The 17,026-nt window shown below is 64.8% G+C and carries 17 protein-coding genes, 1 other RNA gene and 1 riboswitch; of the genes, 14 read left to right on the forward strand and 4 right to left on the reverse strand.

The features are described 5' to 3' along the window. Positions 1-3 precede the first annotated feature (3 nt). Complete coding sequence (locus tag HMPREF2791_RS06930; protein WP_070844847.1) at positions 4-1,218, reverse strand: amidohydrolase; 1,215 nt, start codon at positions 1,216-1,218, stop codon at positions 4-6. Positions 1,219-1,316: 98 nt separating this feature from the next. Between HMPREF2791_RS06930 and HMPREF2791_RS06935 the strand changes: the two genes are divergently transcribed. Next, the gene (locus HMPREF2791_RS06935; RefSeq protein ID WP_070844848.1) at positions 1,317-2,174 is read left to right on the forward strand and encodes a chymotrypsin family serine protease; all 858 of its coding nucleotides are present in this window, start codon (positions 1,317-1,319) and stop codon (positions 2,172-2,174) included. Positions 2,175-2,189: 15 nt separating this feature from the next. Here the strand turns inward: HMPREF2791_RS06935 and HMPREF2791_RS06940 are convergent, their stop codons facing one another. Both HMPREF2791_RS06940 and thiC read right to left on the reverse strand, forming a co-directional pair. After that, positions 2,190-2,990, reverse strand: coding sequence for an inositol monophosphatase family protein (locus HMPREF2791_RS06940; RefSeq protein ID WP_246825479.1), 801 nt, complete (start codon positions 2,988-2,990; stop codon positions 2,190-2,192). Between the two features lie 7 nt (positions 2,991-2,997). Then, positions 2,998-4,791: a phosphomethylpyrimidine synthase ThiC gene (thiC, locus tag HMPREF2791_RS06945; protein ID WP_070844865.1), complete on the reverse strand. Its 1,794-nt coding sequence runs from the start codon at positions 4,789-4,791 to the stop codon at positions 2,998-3,000. Beyond that, positions 4,785-4,897: riboswitch (TPP riboswitch) on the reverse strand. It overlaps the preceding gene by 7 nt. A 57-nt stretch (positions 4,898-4,954) precedes the next feature. Here thiC and prfB point away from each other — a divergent pair. The 6 genes from prfB (at position 4,955) to ssrA (ending at position 9,493) form a co-directional block, all read left to right on the forward strand. Then, on the forward strand, positions 4,955-6,055 hold the full coding sequence (prfB, locus tag HMPREF2791_RS06950; RefSeq protein ID WP_070844850.1) for a peptide chain release factor 2: 1,101 nt from the start codon (positions 4,955-4,957) through the stop codon (positions 6,053-6,055). Positions 6,056-6,253: 198 nt separating this feature from the next. Beyond that, positions 6,254-6,946 (forward strand): cell division ATP-binding protein FtsE, encoded by a 693-nt coding sequence (ftsE, locus tag HMPREF2791_RS06955; RefSeq protein ID WP_070473275.1) that lies wholly within the window; start codon positions 6,254-6,256, stop codon positions 6,944-6,946. A 2-nt stretch (positions 6,947-6,948) separates the two neighbouring features. Beyond that, positions 6,949-7,851, forward strand: a complete 903-nt coding sequence (gene ftsX / locus HMPREF2791_RS06960) for a permease-like cell division protein FtsX (protein ID WP_141741285.1) — start codon at positions 6,949-6,951, stop codon at positions 7,849-7,851. Between the two features lie 16 nt (positions 7,852-7,867). Beyond that, on the forward strand, positions 7,868-8,365 hold the full coding sequence (smpB, locus tag HMPREF2791_RS06965) for an SsrA-binding protein SmpB (protein ID WP_070473276.1): 498 nt from the start codon (positions 7,868-7,870) through the stop codon (positions 8,363-8,365). Between the two features lie 20 nt (positions 8,366-8,385). Beyond that, positions 8,386-9,036 (forward strand): SDR family oxidoreductase, encoded by a 651-nt coding sequence (locus HMPREF2791_RS06970; RefSeq protein ID WP_070473278.1) that lies wholly within the window; start codon positions 8,386-8,388, stop codon positions 9,034-9,036. Positions 9,037-9,101: 65 nt separating this feature from the next. Next, positions 9,102-9,493, forward strand: a transfer-messenger RNA (tmRNA) gene (gene ssrA / locus HMPREF2791_RS06975). 55 nt (positions 9,494-9,548) lie between these two features. Here the strand turns inward: ssrA and HMPREF2791_RS06980 are convergent. Continuing rightward, complete coding sequence (locus HMPREF2791_RS06980) at positions 9,549-10,616, reverse strand: LLM class flavin-dependent oxidoreductase (protein WP_070844851.1); 1,068 nt, start codon at positions 10,614-10,616, stop codon at positions 9,549-9,551. Positions 10,617-10,848: 232 nt separating this feature from the next. On the opposite strand from HMPREF2791_RS06980, the gene HMPREF2791_RS06985 reads away from it, so the two are divergent. The 7 genes from HMPREF2791_RS06985 to HMPREF2791_RS07015 all read left to right on the forward strand — a co-directional run bounded on the left by HMPREF2791_RS06985 (position 10,849) and on the right by HMPREF2791_RS07015 (position 16,895). Next, positions 10,849-11,520, forward strand: coding sequence for a hypothetical protein (locus HMPREF2791_RS06985; protein ID WP_070844852.1), 672 nt, complete (start codon positions 10,849-10,851; stop codon positions 11,518-11,520). A 105-nt stretch (positions 11,521-11,625) separates the two neighbouring features. Next, entirely contained in the window at positions 11,626-12,183 is a 558-nt protein-coding gene (locus tag HMPREF2791_RS06990) for an META domain-containing protein (protein ID WP_070844853.1), read from the forward strand. A 171-nt stretch (positions 12,184-12,354) separates the two neighbouring features. Then, positions 12,355-12,960, forward strand: coding sequence for an META domain-containing protein (locus tag HMPREF2791_RS06995; protein ID WP_083327926.1), 606 nt, complete (start codon positions 12,355-12,357; stop codon positions 12,958-12,960). A 160-nt stretch (positions 12,961-13,120) separates the two neighbouring features. Continuing rightward, a complete protein-coding gene (locus HMPREF2791_RS07000; protein WP_070844855.1) occupies positions 13,121-14,164 on the forward strand; it encodes a siderophore ABC transporter substrate-binding protein in 1,044 nt (347 codons plus the stop codon). 10 nt (positions 14,165-14,174) lie between these two features. Continuing rightward, on the forward strand, positions 14,175-15,149 hold the full coding sequence (locus tag HMPREF2791_RS07005; protein WP_070844856.1) for an ABC transporter permease: 975 nt from the start codon (positions 14,175-14,177) through the stop codon (positions 15,147-15,149). Then, positions 15,142-16,143 carry an iron chelate uptake ABC transporter family permease subunit gene (locus tag HMPREF2791_RS07010; RefSeq protein WP_070844857.1) on the forward strand — a complete coding sequence of 334 codons (1,002 nt, stop codon included), beginning with the start codon at positions 15,142-15,144 and terminating at the stop codon, positions 16,141-16,143. The genes HMPREF2791_RS07005 and HMPREF2791_RS07010 overlap by 8 nt, the downstream gene beginning before the upstream one ends. Further along, on the forward strand, positions 16,140-16,895 hold the full coding sequence (locus HMPREF2791_RS07015; protein WP_070844858.1) for an iron ABC transporter ATP-binding protein: 756 nt from the start codon (positions 16,140-16,142) through the stop codon (positions 16,893-16,895). Before HMPREF2791_RS07010 ends, HMPREF2791_RS07015 begins: the two co-directional genes overlap by 4 nt. Positions 16,896-17,026: the final 131 nt, after the last annotated feature.

Raw genomic sequence — 17,026 nt, forward strand, 5'->3', positions numbered from 1 at the left:
GCCTCAGCCGCGCATCAGCCACGGCGAGATGCCGGCGATGATCGCGCGGGTGGACAGGTCCAGCACAGGGTCGAGGTCGGGCGCGAACTTGGGGGAGTGGTTGTAGGGGGCGTCCGGGTCGGCGTTGCTGCCCACGACCCAGTAGAAATACGGCACACCCCACGCGTTGGCGATGGTGGGGAAGTCCTCCGAGCCGGACAGGCGCCCGAAGTCGCGCGCCTGGTCGCCGAACTGCTCCGTAAACGCCGCCATGACCGTTTCGGTGGTGTCCTCGTCATTCCAGAACTCCGGTGCGGAACCGACGATCTCGAATGCCGGCTCGCGCTCGCAGCCGGCGATCTCGCACTCGCCGCGCACGATGCGCTCGATGTCCGCGTTGATCTTTTGGGACATCGCTTCGGTGTAGGTGCGGGTGGAGACCTTCAGCTCCACCGAATCCGGAATCGTGTTCGGAGAGTCGCCGCCGTGCACCGCACCGACGGTGAGCACCGCCATCTCCTGGGGGTCCACGTCGCGGGAGATGATGGTCTGCAGGCTCAGGATGATCTTGGCCGCAATCACTACCGGATCAATGCCGGTGTGGGGCATGGAACCGTGGGAGCCGGAGCCGTAGATCGTGATTTTCGTCTGCACGCACGTGGCCAGCACCGGGCCAGACAGAGCACCCACGCCGTAGCCGTCCATCATGGTGCCCACGTGCTGGCCCAGCACCACGTCGGGTGTCTGGATCTTGTCGGCCAGGCCGCTGTCCTTCATGTCTCGAGCTCCGGCGCCAGTTTCTTCGCCGGGCTGGAACAGCGCGATGAAGGTCCCGGACCACGCATCGCGGTGCTGCGCCAGCACCTCCGCCGCGCCCAAGAGTGCGGCGGTGTGCATGTCGTGCCCGCAGGCGTGCATGCGGCCTATCGACGGGTCCGCAGAGTAGTCCAGGCCCGTGGCCTCGGCAATCGGCAGCGCGTCGAAGTCCGCGCGGAAGCACAGTGTCGGGCCGTCGCCGTTTTCCAGCACGCCGACCTGGCCGGTTGCACCCACCGGCGTGACGTCGAAGCCGATGGCGGCGAGCTCATCCGCAATCCGCTTGGATGTCTCCACTTCCTGCATCGCCAGCTCCGGGTGCTGGTGAAACCACTTGTAGAGCTCTTCGCGCTTCTCGCGGGTGGCGTCGATGGCGGGTTCAAATTTTGCGAGGTGTCCAGTTAGTTTCGGGGATTGCGTCATGCGTTCACTCTAACTGCGCGCAATGCTTACCGCGGGCGAAAAAGATGTGATTGAATATCTCTGTTGATACTCATGTTGCCAATGTGATTGGGGTTGCTATGCGCCGCTCGTCCGCCGCCCGCCTGCTTACCGCCGCGTTTTTGCTCGTCACCTCGGCGGTTGTGGGCAGCCCTGCGGCGCACGCGCAAAACGCGGAGGCGCCGGTAGGCGACCTGGTCAACTACGTCTGGCGCACCGACCCAGTATCCAAAGCTCTGGCGGGAAAGCCCATGGCGGACAAGGTCCTGCACCGCGTCCCCGGCTCCTTCTTCGATGCCCCGCGCACTCCGGCCGAATCCGACGAAGCGATGCGTCGCGGCCGCGCCCTCTACGGCCCGAGCACCCCGCTCTACGTCGGGTCCGAGCCCGGCAAGGAAGTGATGTGTACCACCACCGCCGCAGGTTTCAACGACCGCGGCGAGAAGATCGCCGTCACCGCCGGCCACTGCGGCAACGTGGGCGACGCGGTGCGCTCCGCGGATTCCTGGCAGCTCGGCCGCACCGGCACGATCACCCACGTCAACCGTGAGCTGGACTACGCGGTGATCACGCTCGCAGACAACACCGAGGTCACCCGCTCCTACAACGGCGTGACCGTCAACCACCTGGGCGGCGCGCCGGTCAAGCCCGGCGGTGTGGTGTGCAAGACCGGCGTGGCCTCCGGCACCACTTGCGGCTACACCTACTCCGACTGGGAGGCGCGCAACACCAACCAGGTCTGCGCCATGCAGGGCGACTCGGGCGCGCCGCTGATGGTGGGCGACCGCGTGATCGGCATGATCAACGGCGGTATCTGGGGCCCGCCGTTCAACGTGGCCTGCCGCACCCCGCTGCAGGGCCCGCTGCACGCGCCGACGGGTGCGCTGCGCATGGACGCCGTGCTCGGCGACATCCCGGGCGGGTTCCGCTTGCCGTAGGGAAGGCTAGCCCCGCTACCCCCGCAGGCGCTCGGCGATCTCGCCCACGATCTGCGGATTTCCGGCGACGCACCAGGTCACCCCACCGGCGTCGACCTTGACGCAGCGCCCGCCGACGGCCTCGACCAGCGCCTTGCCCGGCAGCCAATCCCAATCCGGCACGGTGTGCTGCAGCCACGCGCCCATCTGCCCGGACGCGAGATTAGACAGGTCCACAGAACCCGCGCCCATCATGCGCATTGTCGCCGCGCCTGAGACCACGCGCAGCCACGCCTCGCGAACATCGTCGTCGGCCATAAACGTCGGGTGCAGGTAGGTCACCACAGCGCTTTCGCCTAGCGACGACTCCGCCAGCCCCCCAAGCTCCACCCCGTCGCGTGTGGCCACGCCGTCCGCCGCGATCCACGTGGTGTCCGTGGCGGGGCGGTGCACGGCGCCGATGGCGGGGGAGTGGGCGGAAGTGTCGTCGGTAAGCGCGAGCGCCGAGCAGAAGTAATCCGATCCCTGGGAGAAGTTGTAGGTGCCGTCGACCGGGTCGATCACCCACGTGCGGCCGGTGGAAGACGCGCGGGAAGCGCCTTCCTCGCCGATCACGCCGTCGTCGCCGCGCAGCGCCTCGAGCACCTCCGCCACGAACTCCTCGGCCGCGCGGTCCGCCTCTGTGACCACATCCGAGACGGAGGTTTTCACCTCCGCGTCCAGGCCGCGGCCGCGCATGCGTAGCGCCAGCTGGCCGGCATGCTGCACGAGCGCGGCGGCGAGCTCGGCATCGGAATCGTTGCGGTGGTCGGAAATAAACTTCTGCGTATCGGTCACGCGGCCATTATTGCGCAGCCGGAGCGTCCTCGCCCTCCTTGAGGTACACGTTCGAGCCCAAGTCGCGGAACTCGCGCGCCATCTCCTGCTCGCCCTCGCGCGCGTCGGAGGAAGCAGCTTCCACGTCGAAGTCGAAGGACGGCATGCCCAGGTCCGCGATCTGGTCGCCGAACTCGTCGCGGATGTCCTGCGAAATGCGCATGGAGCAGAACTTGGGGCCGCACATGGAGCAGAAGTGCGCCGTCTTCGCGGGCTCCGCCGGCAGCGTCTCGTCGTGGTAAGACTGCGCCGTCTCCGGGTCGAGAGAGAGCGCGAACTGGTCGTGCCAGCGGAACTCGAAGCGGGCCTTACTCATCGCGTCGTCCCAGTCGCGCGCGCCCGGGTGGCCCTTGGCCACGTCAGCGGCGTGGGCGGCGACCTTGTAGGTGATCACGCCGGTTTTCACGTCGTCGCGGTTGGGAAGCCCCAGGTGCTCCTTCGGGGTGACGTAGCACAGCATCGCCGTGCCGCCGGCCGCGATGTTGGCCGCGCCGATGGCAGACGTGATGTGGTCGTAGCCCGGCGCGATGTCGGTGACCAGGGGGCCGAGCGTGTAAAACGGTGCCCCGCCGCACCACTGTTCTTCCTTCTCGTTGTTTACCTGGATCATGTTCAGCGGCACGTGGCCGGGGCCTTCGATCATGACCTGGACGTCGTAGTCCCAGGCGCGCTTGCAAAGCTCGCCGATGGTTTTCAGTTCCGCGAACTGCGCGGCGTCGTTGGCGTCGGCCACGGAGCCGGGGCGGAGCCCGTCGCCAAGCGAGAATGCGACGTCGTACTGGGAGAAGATCTCGCACAGCTCGTCGAAGTTCTCGTATAGGAAGGACTCCTTGTGGTGGGCGAGGCACCATCCGGCCATGATCGAGCCGCCGCGGGAGACGATGCCGGTGACGCGTTTGGAGGTCAGCGGTACGTACGGCAGGCGCACGCCGGCGTGCACGGTCATGTAGTCCACGCCCTGCTCGCACTGCTCGATCACGGTGTCGCGGAAGATTTCCCAGGTCAGGTCCTCCGCGATGCCGCCCACCTTCTCCAGCGCCTGGTAGATCGGCACCGTGCCGATCGGGACGGGGGAGTTGCGCAGGATCCACTCGCGGGTGGCGTGGATGTCGTCGCCGGTGGATAAGTCCATCACGGTGTCCGCGCCCCAGCGGGTGGCCCAGCGCAGCTTGTCCACCTCCTCGCGGATGGAAGATGTCACCGCGGAGTTGCCGATGTTGGCGTTGATCTTGGTCAAAAACGCGTTGCCGATGATCATCGGCTCGCTTTCCGGGTGGTTGACGTTGTTCGGGATGATGGCGCGGCCCGCGGCAACCTCTTCGCGCACCTTCTCCACGTCGCAGTGCTCGCGCAGTGCGACGAACTCCATCTCGCGGGTGATCTCGCCGCGGCGGGCATATGCCATCTGGGTCACGCGCTTGCCGTCTTTTGCGCGCAGCGGCGTGCGGGTCTCGCCGCGCCACTCTTCGCTGGCGGCGCCGCGTTTGACGGCTGCGCGGCCGTCGTCAAGCAAATTGCGCTCGCGGCCTGCGTACTCCTCCACGTCGCCGCGCGCCGCGATCCACTCGCCTCGCAGGCTCGGCAGGCCCACCTCCGGCTCCGTGTGCGGGCCGCGGGTGCGGTAGATCTTGAACGGCTCGTTCGGCCCGGTGGGGGAGTCATCCAGCTGGATCGCGGTCTCCGGAACCTCCAGCCCGTCTTTCACAATCGGGGCGTAGGAGTGCTTCGGGTGGATTTCATGGGCATAGATGTCGTGAGCCACGACCTTCTCCTTCCTTCGCTGGTGCTAACCAGACAGGTTCGAACGGTGCTCGCGCGGGCGTCAGCGCGATCTCAGCCCGGTGCCCCGGGCGCCCGTGTGGGGTCGCAGGCCACTGTATCCCGTCTTGGTGGCCGCGTCAGGCGGTTCGCTAGACTTTGCCCCTATGCAGCCGGAAACTCAGACGCGGATCAAGGACTTAAGCTCCACACTTTCCACCATTGAGAAGGTGATGGACCTGGACGTCCTGCGCGAGCGCGCCCGCGAGCTGGAGGCCCAAGCCGGGGACCCGTCGCTTTGGGACGACCCCGCGCACGCGCAAAAGGTCACCACCGAGCTGTCGAATGTGCAGGCGCGACTAAAGAAGGTCACGTCACTGCGCTCGCGTATCGACGACCTGCCGGTGATGTACGAACTCGCCGAAGAAGAAGGCGACGCCTCCATGGCCGACGAGGAACTGGAAGACGTGGCCGCGCAGATCGACTCTCTGGAGGTGCAGACCATGCTCTCCGGCGAGTACGACGCCCGCGAAGCCGTGGTGCACATTCGCTCCGGCGCCGGCGGCGTGGACGCCGCCGACTGGGCGGAGATGCTCATGCGCATGTACACCCGCTGGGCCGAAAAGGCCGGCCACAAGGTGGACATCTACGACATCTCCTACGCGGAAGAGGCCGGCATCAAGTCCGCCACCTTCGTCGTGCACGGCGAGTACCTCTACGGCCAGCTGTCGGTGGAGCAGGGCGCGCACCGGCTCGTGCGCATCTCGCCCTTTGACAACCAGGCGCGCCGCCAGACCTCGTTCGCCGAGGTGGAGGTGCTGCCCGTGGTGGAGCAGACCGACCACATCGACATCCCGGACTCAGACATCCGGGTGGACGTCTACCGCTCCTCCGGCCCCGGCGGGCAATCGGTGAACACCACCGACTCGGCCGTGCGCATCACCCACATCCCCACCGGCATCGTGGTGACCTGCCAGAACGAGAAGTCCCAGATCCAGAACAAGGCCTCGGCGCTGAACGTGCTCCAGTCCAAGCTGCTGGAGAAGAAGCGCCAGGAGGAAAAGGCCGAGATGGATGCCCTTGGCGCCGGCGGCAACGCCAGCTGGGGCAACCAGATGCGCTCCTATGTCCTGCACCCATACCAGATGGTCAAGGACCTGCGCACAGACTTTGAAGTCGGCGACCCGCAGAAGGTCCTCGACGGCGACATCGACGGGTTCTTGGAGGCCGGCATCCGCTGGCGCATGGCGCAGCAGCAGGAGGCTTAGGAGGCATCGGTCCGGGATGCGGTGACGGATGTGGGGCTTCCTGGGGTGGTTCGGCGTGGGTTCCTGACAGATTACGGCAGCCTCTTACATCGACCTGGGGCGATAGGATCCGACTGACAGATTCCGCCGCGATGTGTCTTGGGCGCGCGTTCGCCGACAACCACTACAGCCACACCAGTAACAGGTAAGGTGTGTCGCGTGATCCGATTCGACCATGTGACCAAGGCGTACCCGACGTCGACGCGCCCCGCGCTCGACGACGTCACGCTCGACATCCCCGACGGCGAGTTCGTGTTCCTCATCGGCGCGTCCGGCTCCGGCAAGTCGACCTTCCTGCAGCTTCTCATCCGCGAGGAAAACGTCTCCTCGGGCGACATCTTCTTCAACGACTTCCACGTCAACGCCCTAAACGGCAAGCAGGTGAACAAGCTGCGCCAATCCATCGGCTACGTGTTCCAGGACTTCCGCCTGCTGCAGAACCTAAGCGTCTACGACAACGTCGCGTTCGCGCTCGAGGTCATCGGCAAGCCGAAAAACCGCATCGCCAAGCTCGTCCCCGACGCCCTCGAGCTGGTCGGCCTCGGCGCCAAGGCGAACCGCATGCCACAGGAACTGTCCGGTGGTGAGCAGCAGCGCGTGGCTATTGCGAGAGCTTTCGTCGATAAGCCAAAGCTCATGCTTTGCGACGAACCAACGGGCAACCTCGACCCCGGCACCGCCGACGAAATTATGGCGCTGCTCGCCCGCATTAACCGCATGGGCACCACAGTGATCATGTCCACGCACAACGCGCGAGCGGTGGACGAGATGCGCAAACGCGTGGTGGAGCTGCAGCTGGGCAAGATCGTGCGCGACGAGGAAAACGGCGTGTACGGGGACGTGAGGAGGTAGCCGTGAACTGGGAGTTTATTTTCCGTGAGGGTGTCAAGGGCCTGGGCCGCAACCTCACCATGACCATCGCGCTGATCATCACCACCGCACTGTCGCTGGTGTTGGTGGGCACCGGCGTGCTGATTTCCAAGGCCACCACGCAGACGAAGGACCTGTACCTGGACCGCGTCGAGGTGATGGTGGAGCTGGACGAGGACATCTCCGCGAACGACCAGGACTGTTCCTCGGACCGCTGCAAGCAGGTGCGCGACACCCTGCAGGCGGACGACCGCGTGGAGCAGGTGACCTTCCGCTCCCGCGAGCAGTCCTACGAGCGCTTCAAGGAACTTTTCCAGGATTCCGAGCCGGAGCTGGTGCGCGAGACCGCCCCGGACGCCTTGCCGGCCGCGCTGCACGTGCGCCTGGCGGACCCGACCGACACCTCGCCGCTGGACACAATCCGCTACATGGACCAGGTGGAGGTCATCTCCGACCAGGCGGACACGGTGCGCTCCGCCGCCGGGACACTGAACACGTTCCGTAACGTCGCGTTCGCGGTGGCGGCAGCCCAGGCGCTGGCCGCGGTGTTCTTGATCTCCAACATGGTGCAGCTGGCGGCGTACAACCGCCGCGAGCAGATCGGCATTATGCGCATGGTGGGTGCCTCGCGCTGGTTCACCCAGGCGCCGTTCGTGCTGGAGGCGGTGCTGTCCGTGCTGATCGGCGCGGTGCTGGCCACCGTCGGCGTGTGGGCTGGCAAGCAGCTCATCGTGGACCCGCTGCTGGGCGACCTCTACGCCAACCAGCTTATCGCGCGCGTGCCGGACAGCACCGTGTGGGCGGTCATGCCGCTGGTCGGCATCGTCGCCATGGTGCTCGGCGGGCTGGCCGCGCAGGTGGCGCTTCGCTCTTACGTGCGCAAGTAGTACACTTGGCGCTCTTATGTCCAAGAAGAACAAGAAGCAGAAGCTTTCCAACACCGGTGTGCTTGCCACCAACCGGAAGGCTCGCCATGACTACACCATCTTGGACACCTGGGAGTGCGGGCTGGTGCTGCAGGGCACCGAGATCAAGGCCTTGCGCGAAGGCAAGGTCTCGCTGGTGGAGGCGTTCGCCACCATCGACAACGGCGAGGTCTGGCTGCGCAACATGCACATCCCGGAGTACTCCCGCGGCCACTGGACCAACCACCCGCCGCGCCGCACCCGCAAGCTGCTGCTGCACCGCCGCGAGATCGACTCGCTGGAAGGCAAGGTCCGCGACGGCAACCGCACCCTGATCCCGCTGTCGCTCTACCTCAAGGACGGCCGCGCGAAGGTCGAGCTGGGCCTTGCCCAGGGTAAGCAGGACTACGACAAGCGTCGCGACATCAAGCGTCGCACCGAGGACCGCGAGATCACCCGCGAACTAGGCCGCAAGCTCAAGGGCATCAAGGCCTAATTTCGCTACGGTGGGTGCCTATGAAGAAGGCACTGATTACTGGAGCATCCCGCGGCATCGGCCGCGCCATCGCCGAGGACCTGGGCAAGGACCACCACATTTACGCCGGCGCGTCGAAGGACGCATCCGGCATCGTTTCCGCGCTGCCCAGCGCCGAGCCGTTCGAGGCGGACCTGACCGACACCGACGCGATCTTGGAGGCTGCCTCCAAGATTGAGGAGCTGGACGTGCTCGTGCTCGCCGCCGGCGTGATGGACGGCGGCCCGCTCGAAGAGCTCACCGACGACAAGTGGCGCGAGATGATGGAGGTCAACCTCTTCGCCCCAGTCACGCTCACCCGCGCGTTGCTTCCCGCTTTGCGACGCTCCTCCGGCCTGATCATCACCATCAACTCCGGCGCCGGATTCCACGGCATCGCCGAAAACTCGGCCTACTGCGCGTCCAAGTTCGCGCTGCGTGGGTTTACTGAAGCGCTGGCGCAGGAGGAGGCCGGCAAGGTGCGCGTGACCTCCCTGCACCCGGGCCGCACCGACACCGACATGCTCGCCGGCAGCAACGACCAGCCCAAGATGGCGGCCGACGAGGTGGCCAAGGCTGCGCGTCTCGCCGTCGACGCCGGACCGGGTGCCGTCGTTGAGTTTCTCCGGGTGCGTCCGGCGTTTACGTCGTAAAGCCTCTTGTGCTTTTTGGGGCCCATGCGGTAGAGTTCTTTCTCCTACGTTTCTTCGTAGTTGAAGGGGTCGATTCTGGTTTCGACTTCATCTACTTAGCCAGGGGAAGCGTGCCGGTGCAGGCAGGAGACCACCGTAAGCGTCGCTGTAATTAATAAACGCAGAGAAGAACTCTCAGCGTGACTACGCCCTCGCTGCCTAAATAGAAAGGTCCAGCGACCTGCGTGTCCGTCAGGCCGGGGATGTCCCCGACCCGGTACCTGGCGTCGACTCAGGGGACTTGCCTTCCGGCTCTGTCAGTGGGGCTTTGGAAGGGACACCTTTCACTGACTGGGCCCGTCATCCGGACATGTTCGCCTGATCTGGAGGGTCGATGAGAGACAACGTGCGAACTGCGCACGGAGAAGCCCTGGCGCGGTGATGAAGGACCCGGGTTCAATTCCCGGCGGCTCCACCGAAAAACGGGAAACCCGCTGGCCACACCACGGCCAGCGGGTTTCTTGTTTGTGGGCCTAGTCGGACGGGTAACCGGTGACCGGGCCCTCGGTGTTCGGCTGCCAGCCCAGCGCGGGGGCGACGTGGGTGGCGAAGTTTTCGAGGATCTTCACGTTGACGTCCACGCCCATGCCGGTGGGGATGGTGATCAACAGTGTGTCGGCGGCCATGACGGCAGGGTCGGCCTTGAGCTGCTCGATGAGCTTGTCCGGCTCGGCGGCGTAGGTGCGGCCGAAGGTGGAAGCGCCCACGTCAGGCAGCATGCCCACCTGGTCGGAACCGGAGGCCTGCATGCCAAACATCTGCATATCGGCGCCGTCGACGATGGGGAAGATGGAGCGGGACACGGACACGCGCGGGGACCAGTCGTGGCCCGCCTCCTTCCACGCGGCGCGGTAGCGGCCGATCTGGTCCGCCTGGATTTCGCCGAGGGTCTCGGCGGTGGTCTCAGAGACCAGGGTGGACGACATCAGGTTCAGCCCATCCTTGGCGGTCTGCTCCGCGGAGGTGTGGGTGCCGGAGCCGTAGAAGATGTGCTTGCGCAGTTCGGGCGTCATGGGAAAGACCGGCAGGGCGGAGCCTGGCTGGAACATGTTGGGGTACTGGCGGTCCAGCGGTGCTGCGGTGGCGAACCCGTTGCCGTCCACCGCGGCCATGAAGGTCTCCAGGTGTGCGCGCGCCACGTCCGCGCCGTTGGGGGCTTCGCCCTTGTAGCCGAAGGCCTCCCAACCGCGCTCGGCAACCTCGGGGGCGCCGCGGGAGACACCCAGGGCCACGCGCCCGCCGGAGAGCTGGTACAGGGAGGCGGCCTCTTCGGCAAGGTAGAGCGGGTTTTCGTAGCGCATGTCGATCACGCCCGTGCCCACCTCGATGTGCTTGGTGGTGGCGGCGACCGCGCCGAGCAGCGGCATCGGGGCGGAGGCCTGCGGCACGAAGTGGTGGACGCGGAAGGACGCGTTGTTCACGCCGATCTCGTCGGCTGCCTGGGCGATCTCCAGGTGGATCTTGGCGATCTTCTCCGCGGACGGGCCGCGCTGGCCGCTGAAGGCGTAGTGCCCGAAGCTCAAGAAACCGAAGGCTTTCATTGCTAAACACTCCTTTTGATGACGTATCAACAAGTAGGGTAGTGCTTCATCCGCAGGATGTCACGGTCTCAGGCAGACCGCACCACAAACCCTGAGCAAGTACTCCAGAGGAAGGCCCAAAATGGCGCATACTCCGGAAGGTTTGCTCAGGGTTTGCGGGTTGGGGCGGCGACAGGAACCTTTACGCCTGTGTATATCACTCTCGAAGTTTTAGCTCATAACCTCCGGTGGCATGAACCGCAATGCCATCGCAGCACTCACGGCCACGACCTTCCTGGTCGTCGGCTGCAGCGGCACGCCCGAGGCGGAGCACGTGACGGTGACCGAAACCGTGGAAGTGCCTGAGGCGACCGAGGCGCCAAAAGCTGAGGAAGAGCCGACGAAGCCGGCAAAGCAGGATGCGTCGGGGGAGGCGGAGCACGTCGATAGGCAAGGCGGAATCCCCGACGCCCCGCTGGCGTACCCGGGTGCTGGCGGCTCCGTCCCGGACAACGCGCGGCCGATTAGGACGATCAAGAGCATCGGCGATAGCCCCGTGCAAAACGCGGTGTTTGTCACCCCGTCCGGCAATATCGGCTGCATGATGAACCTGGCCGATGAGCCGATGTTTGACTGCGGCGTGAAGTCCTCCATGGAAAGCGAGCAGTTCGGCATCGGTGAGCTGGGGACTCCGAAGTGGATGATGGAGATCCTCGGTGGCTACCCGCGGGAGCAAACTGAGCCGCCGCTTTACGACGACTCCGTGTGGCCCGCAGGCAGCGAATCCGCTGAAGTTGTGCAGTATGGCGAAGTGGTCAACCATGGCCCGTTCGTGTGCGCTGTGGAGGAAACTGGGGTGACCTGTTGGGATTCTGAAAGTGGCAAGGGGGCGTGGCTGGAGCGCGACGAGGTGGTGTTTTTCTAGGCCGCCCTAGTGCGCGCTGGCCGTTGGGTGAAAAGAGCGTCCAGGTTGCGTAAAAGCTTCGTAGAGGCCCTTGAATGCTGAGAAAAGGCAAGTAGGTTGGCGTGCATGACCTCCAAGATGAGAAAGACGTTGTCCGCAGTGACCGCTCTCGCCGCCCTCGCCGGCGGCTTTTTCGGTGCGGGTACTGCAAACGCGCAGATGTCCTCCAACGGGCCTGCCGACCTTGAAGGCCTGACGCAGATGGGCTGGTCTGCCTTTAGCGGTTCCGTGATTAACAAGGGCGGTACACACATGCTGCTGAAGAACCTGCCGGAGGGGGCGAAGCCGCTGCCGGCGGATCAGGCGAAGGCTGCTCTGCAGGGGCCGCTTCCGGTGAAGGGCGACGCTTCCATGACGGTCACCTTCGGGCCGGACGGTAAGCTGTCCTTCTTCGACGGCTGCAACGCCGGCAGCGCCGGGTACTCCATTGACAGCAGCGGAGCGGTCAAGGTCGGGACCATCGGCGAGACGCAGCGCCTGTGCGACCCGACCAAGATGAATAAGGCGGATGAGCTGAAGTCCATCCTGCGCTCGAACCCGTCGGTGTACCGCATTGACAGCGAAACCGTCGCCTTGGCGTCCCAGGGCAAGGCCATCGAGTTCTCAAAGGCGGCTGCGAACTAATCGACGTCGCTTCGCCTCCCCGCTGCTCCCGTCTGGGCAGCGGGGTTGTGGTTTTTCTGGGAAACCATGGGGTGTGTCAAAACTATGAGCTGCGTCAATACAAGTTTGGAGTTGCGTTGAAGTTCCGTTGAGCCCCTTGTTTGCCGGAAATCGCTCGGTAGCGTGTGGGCCATGGTTACTTCAACCAAGACCCTAAGGAAGTTGTCCACCGCAACCGCAGCAGTCGCCCTCACGGGCGGTCTCCTCGGAGTCGGAAATGCCGACGCCCAGGAGCGGGCTCAGGAGCAGAACGAAGCCTCCAGCATCGACCAGTTCGTGCAGATGAGCTCGAACCTGTTCGGCGACCTCGGCGGGAACCCAGCACCGGCCCCGGCGCCGGAGAACCCGGCGGGCTCCGAGCTGATCCAGCAGATCCCGGAAGGTGCAGACCATCTCACGGATGATCGCCTCGCCGCTGCGCTGGACACCACCCTGCAGGCAAAGAAGAACACCGCCATCACCCTGGACTTCCGCGAGAACGGTGTGCTCCACCTCAACGACGGCTGCAACTCCGGCACCGCGAAGTACCAGATCGACAACACCGGCGCACTGCACCTCAGCGACTTCACCGAGACCAAGATGGCGTGCGAGCCCGGTGCGCAGAAGGACGCCGACGACCTGAAGATGGTTCTGCAGGCCAACCCGCAGCTGTTCCAGCTCGACGCGTCCACCCTGTTCCTGTCGGGCCAGGGCCACGGCATTGAGCTTCAGAAGATGCACGGTCGCGATTATCAGTAACCTGCTCGAGCGACGTGAAAGCCCCGGACCGTAGGCGCGGTCCGGGGCTTTTATGCTGCGTCTGGGGAGAGGGGGTGGAGGGGTGGTTTGGCGCCGAAGTATGGTTAGCCTAATATGGGTCAGGTAACCCTTACCTTACGAACTGAATGGAAGGACGACCGTGACCCGTTTCTCGCGTACCTCTCTCATTGCTCTCGCAGCCGCCGGCGCCCTCACGCTGGGCGCGTGCTCCACCTCGGAATCTGGCACGGAGTCTGCCACTGAATCCGCCGCTGGTTCGGAAACGGCGGCGACCGAAGGGGCGTCTCAAAGCAATGATGCTTCCGACGGCACCGTGACCGTCACCGACAACTACGGCGAGAAGACCGTGCCCACCCCGCCGAAGCGGGTGGTCGCTCTGGACAACCGCTCCTTCGAGCTTCTGGATTCCTGGGGGATTAAGCCCGTCGCCGCGGCGCGTCAGCTTGTGCCCAACTCGATTCCTGGGATCGCGGACAACGAGGACATCATCGACATCGGCAACCACCGCGAGCCCAACCTGGAGGCCATCGTTGCCGCCGACCCGGACGTGATTGTTTCCGGCCAGCGCTTCGAGCAGTTCGACCAGGACATTGAAAAGCTGGTCCCGGACGCCACGCTGTTGGACTTCGAGCCGCGCGAGGGCGAGCCGTTCGACCGCGAGCTGATCCGCCAGACCCTGGAGCTGGGCGACGTCTTTGGCAAGCAGGCCGAGGCTGAGCAGGCAGTCCAGGAATTCACCGAGGCTGTCCAGCGCGCCCGCAACGCCTACGACCCGGAGCAGAAGGTCATGGCGCTCAACGTCTCCGGCGGTGAAATCGGCTACGTCGCCCCGGGCGTGGGCCGCGTGTGGGGCCCGCTGTTCGACCTCATCGGCTTCACCCCGGCGCTTGAGGTGGACAACGCCTCCGACGACCACCAAGGCGACGACATCTCCGTCGAGGCCATCGCCAGCGCCAACCCGGACTGGCTACTCGTGCTGGACCGCGACGCGGGCGTGAAGTCCATCACCGACTCCCCGGAAGCGCTGTCCGTGATCAACGACTCCGCGCCCCTGAAGAACGTCACCGCAGTGAAGGACGGCCACGTCTACGTCGCCCCGGCGGACACCTACACCAACGAGTCCATCTACACCTACACCGAGATTCTCAACCAGATCTCCGAGCAGCTCGAGGCAGGCAAGTAGTCTGTCTCCGATGACTGATACAACGACCACCACCCGTCCCAAGCTTCTGGACTGGAAGCTCGGGGCGGGTGTCGTCCTTGTTTTAGCCCTCCTCGCCGCGTCGCTGATGGTGGGTCAGTACGACATCCTGGGCACCGAGGACGGCTGGGAAATGTTCCGCGCCACCCGCGTGCCGCGCACGATCGCGCTGGTACTCGCGGGTGCGGCGATGGCGATGAGCGGGCTGATCATGCAGATGATCACCCAGAACCGATTCGTCGAACCCACCACCACCGGCACCACCGAATGGGCCGGGCTGGGGCTGCTCGCGTCGTTTCTGCTGTTCCCGGACGGCTCCGTGATGACACGCATGCTGCTCGCCGTCGGCGCAGCCTTCATTGGCACCATGGTGTTCTTCGCGTTCCTGCGGCGCGTGACGTTGCGTTCCAGCCTGGTGGTGCCCATCGTTGGCATCATGCTCGGCGCGGTGGTTAGCGCGGTGTCGACCTTCATCGCGCTGCAGACTGACCTGTTGCAGTCGCTCGGGGTCTGGTTCGCCGGTTCGTTCACCAGCGTTATCGCCGGCCAGTACGAGATCCTCTGGGTCGTGCTACTCGTGGTTATTGCCGTGTTCTTCTACGCCGACCGTCTCACCGCCGCTGGTTTGGGCGAGGACATCGCCACCAACATCGGCCTGAACTACAACCGCATCGTGCTCGCGGGCACCAGCCTCGTCGCGGTGGCCACTGGCGTGGTCACGGTTGTCGTGGGCAACCTCCCATTCCTCGGGCTCATCGTCCCCAACATCGTGAGCATGCTGCGTGGCGACGACCTCCGGTCCAACCTGCCTTGGGTCTGCCTCACCGGCATCGGGGTGGTGACGTTGTGTGACCTGCTCGGACGCATCGTCATCGCGCCGTTCGAGATGCCGGTGTCCGTGATCCTCGGCGTGGTTGGCGCCGCCGTCTTCATCGCCCTGATTGTCAGGAGGGGCCGGAATGCGTGAGGTCGGGGCGTTCCAGACGTCGCAAAGCAAGAGGCGCTACTGGCTAGTCGTAGGCGCGCTGGTGGTGGCCGCGTTGCTGTTCACCGCGGGCCTTTTGTCCTGGGGTAACCCCATGGACTTTGGCACCCGCGGCTACTGGCTGATCGCGCAGCGCCGCCTGAACTCCGTCATTGCCATGGCGATGGTGGCGCTCTGCCAGGCCGTGGCCACGGTGGCGTTCCAAACGGTGACGAACAACCGCATCATCACCCCGTCCATCATGGGGTTCGAGTCGCTGTACGTGGCCATTCATACCTCAACCGTGTACTTCCTCGGCGCAGCCGGGCTGAATAACGCCCGTACGCTGGAGATGTTTGTGATCCAGCTCGTGCTCATGGTGGGGCTGAGCCTGATCCTGTACACGTGGCTGCTCGCCGGCGACAACCCGAACATGCACGCCATGCTGCTCGTCGGCATCGTGCTCGGAGGGGGACTGGGCAGCGTATCGACGTTCATGCAGCGCCTGCTCACGCCCAGCGAGTTTGACGTCCTCACCGCCCGGTTGTTCGGCTCGGTGAACAACGCGGACCCGGCCTACTACCCGCTGGCAGTGCCGTTGGTGCTGGTGGCTGCCGGGTTGATGTACGTGAACTCGCGCCGGCTCAACGTGCTCGGCCTCGGCCGCGACGTGGCGGTGAACCTGGGCGTGAACCACAAAAAGCACGCGGTGTTCACGCTGGTGCTGGTCTCGGTGCTAATGGCGGTCTCCACCGCGCTGGTCGGGCCGATGACCTTCCTCGGGTTCCTGGTGGCCACGCTTGCGTACCAGTTCGCGGACACCTACGACCACCGTTACGTGTTCCCCATGGCGGCGCTGCTCGGCTATTGCATTCTGGCGGGCGCGTACTTCGTCATGAACCACATCTTCTACGCCCAGGGCGTCGTCTCCATCATCATCGAGCTGGTCGGCGGCCTGACGTTCCTCATCGTTGTCCTACGGAAGGGGAGACTGTGATCGAGCTCAACGAGGTGAGCAAGGCCTACGGCGACGACACCGCCATCGGGCCGGTCTCACTTAACATCCCGGCCGGCGGCATCACCGCCTTGGTGGGGCCGAATGGCGCCGGCAAGTCGACACTTCTGACCATGATCGGCCGGCTGCTGGCGCTGGATTCCGGTTCCGTGCGCATCGGGCAGATGGACGTATCCTCCACAAACCCGAAGGAGCTGGCCAAAGTGGTCTCCATCCTGCGGCAGGAAAACCACTTTGTCACTCGCCTGACCGTGCGTCAGCTCGTCGGCTTCGGCCGCTTCCCGTACTCGGGCGGGCGGCTGACCGAGAAGGACGAAGAGATCATCTCCCGCTACATCGACTTCTTCGGGCTGCGCGACCTCGAGCACCGCTATTTGGACCAGCTTTCCGGTGGTCAGCGTCAGCGCGCATATGTGGCCATGGTGCTTTGCCAGGAGACGGACTACGTGCTTCTCGACGAGCCCCTGAACAACCTGGACATCTCCCACTCCGTGGAGATGATGCAGCACCTGCATTCCGCAGCCCGCGAGTTTGGCCGGACCATCGTGATCGTGCTGCATGACATCAACTTCGCGGCCCGCTACGCGGACTACATCTGCGCTGCCAAGGACGGGCAGGTCTTTGCCTTCGGCACGGTGGAGGAGATCATGCGCGACGATTTGCTCACCGAAATTTTCAATACCCCGGTGCAGGTGATTGAAGGTCCGCATGGGCCGATTGCTGCGTACCACTAAACCAGCGATGACCTGCTGGTTTGTGTGCTGTTTACGTTCGTGGTTATATTTCCATCCGTTGCTTCCGAGCGGTTCGGCCGGTTGGGAGGGACGAGATAATTTGAATAGGGGTTACGTTCTGGTTAACCGGG

Origin of the sequence: Corynebacterium sp. HMSC034A01, from assembly GCF_001838175.1 — a bacterium.
GTDB lineage: Bacteria > Actinomycetota > Actinomycetes > Mycobacteriales > Mycobacteriaceae > Corynebacterium.

What these genes read in the sequence shown, in the direction of transcription:
- HMPREF2791_RS06930 (WP_070844847.1), bottom strand. Translation starts at nt 1,218, where the DNA reads ATGACGCAATCCCCGAAACTAACTGGACACCTCGCAAAATTTGAACCC.
- HMPREF2791_RS06935 (WP_070844848.1), top strand. Translation starts at nt 1,317, where the DNA reads ATGCGCCGCTCGTCCGCCGCCCGCCTGCTTACCGCCGCGTTTTTGCTC.
- prfB (WP_070844850.1), top strand. Translation starts at nt 4,955, where the DNA reads ATGCAGCCGGAAACTCAGACGCGGATCAAGGACTTAAGCTCCACACTT.
- smpB (WP_070473276.1), top strand. Translation starts at nt 7,868, where the DNA reads ATGTCCAAGAAGAACAAGAAGCAGAAGCTTTCCAACACCGGTGTGCTT.
- HMPREF2791_RS06970 (WP_070473278.1), top strand. Translation starts at nt 8,386, where the DNA reads ATGAAGAAGGCACTGATTACTGGAGCATCCCGCGGCATCGGCCGCGCC.
- HMPREF2791_RS06980 (WP_070844851.1), bottom strand. Translation starts at nt 10,616, where the DNA reads ATGAAAGCCTTCGGTTTCTTGAGCTTCGGGCACTACGCCTTCAGCGGC.
- HMPREF2791_RS06985 (WP_070844852.1), top strand. Translation starts at nt 10,849, where the DNA reads ATGAACCGCAATGCCATCGCAGCACTCACGGCCACGACCTTCCTGGTC.
- HMPREF2791_RS06990 (WP_070844853.1), top strand. Translation starts at nt 11,626, where the DNA reads ATGACCTCCAAGATGAGAAAGACGTTGTCCGCAGTGACCGCTCTCGCC.
- HMPREF2791_RS06995 (WP_083327926.1), top strand. Translation starts at nt 12,355, where the DNA reads ATGGTTACTTCAACCAAGACCCTAAGGAAGTTGTCCACCGCAACCGCA.
- HMPREF2791_RS07005 (WP_070844856.1), top strand. Translation starts at nt 14,175, where the DNA reads ATGACTGATACAACGACCACCACCCGTCCCAAGCTTCTGGACTGGAAG.
- HMPREF2791_RS07010 (WP_070844857.1), top strand. Translation starts at nt 15,142, where the DNA reads ATGCGTGAGGTCGGGGCGTTCCAGACGTCGCAAAGCAAGAGGCGCTAC.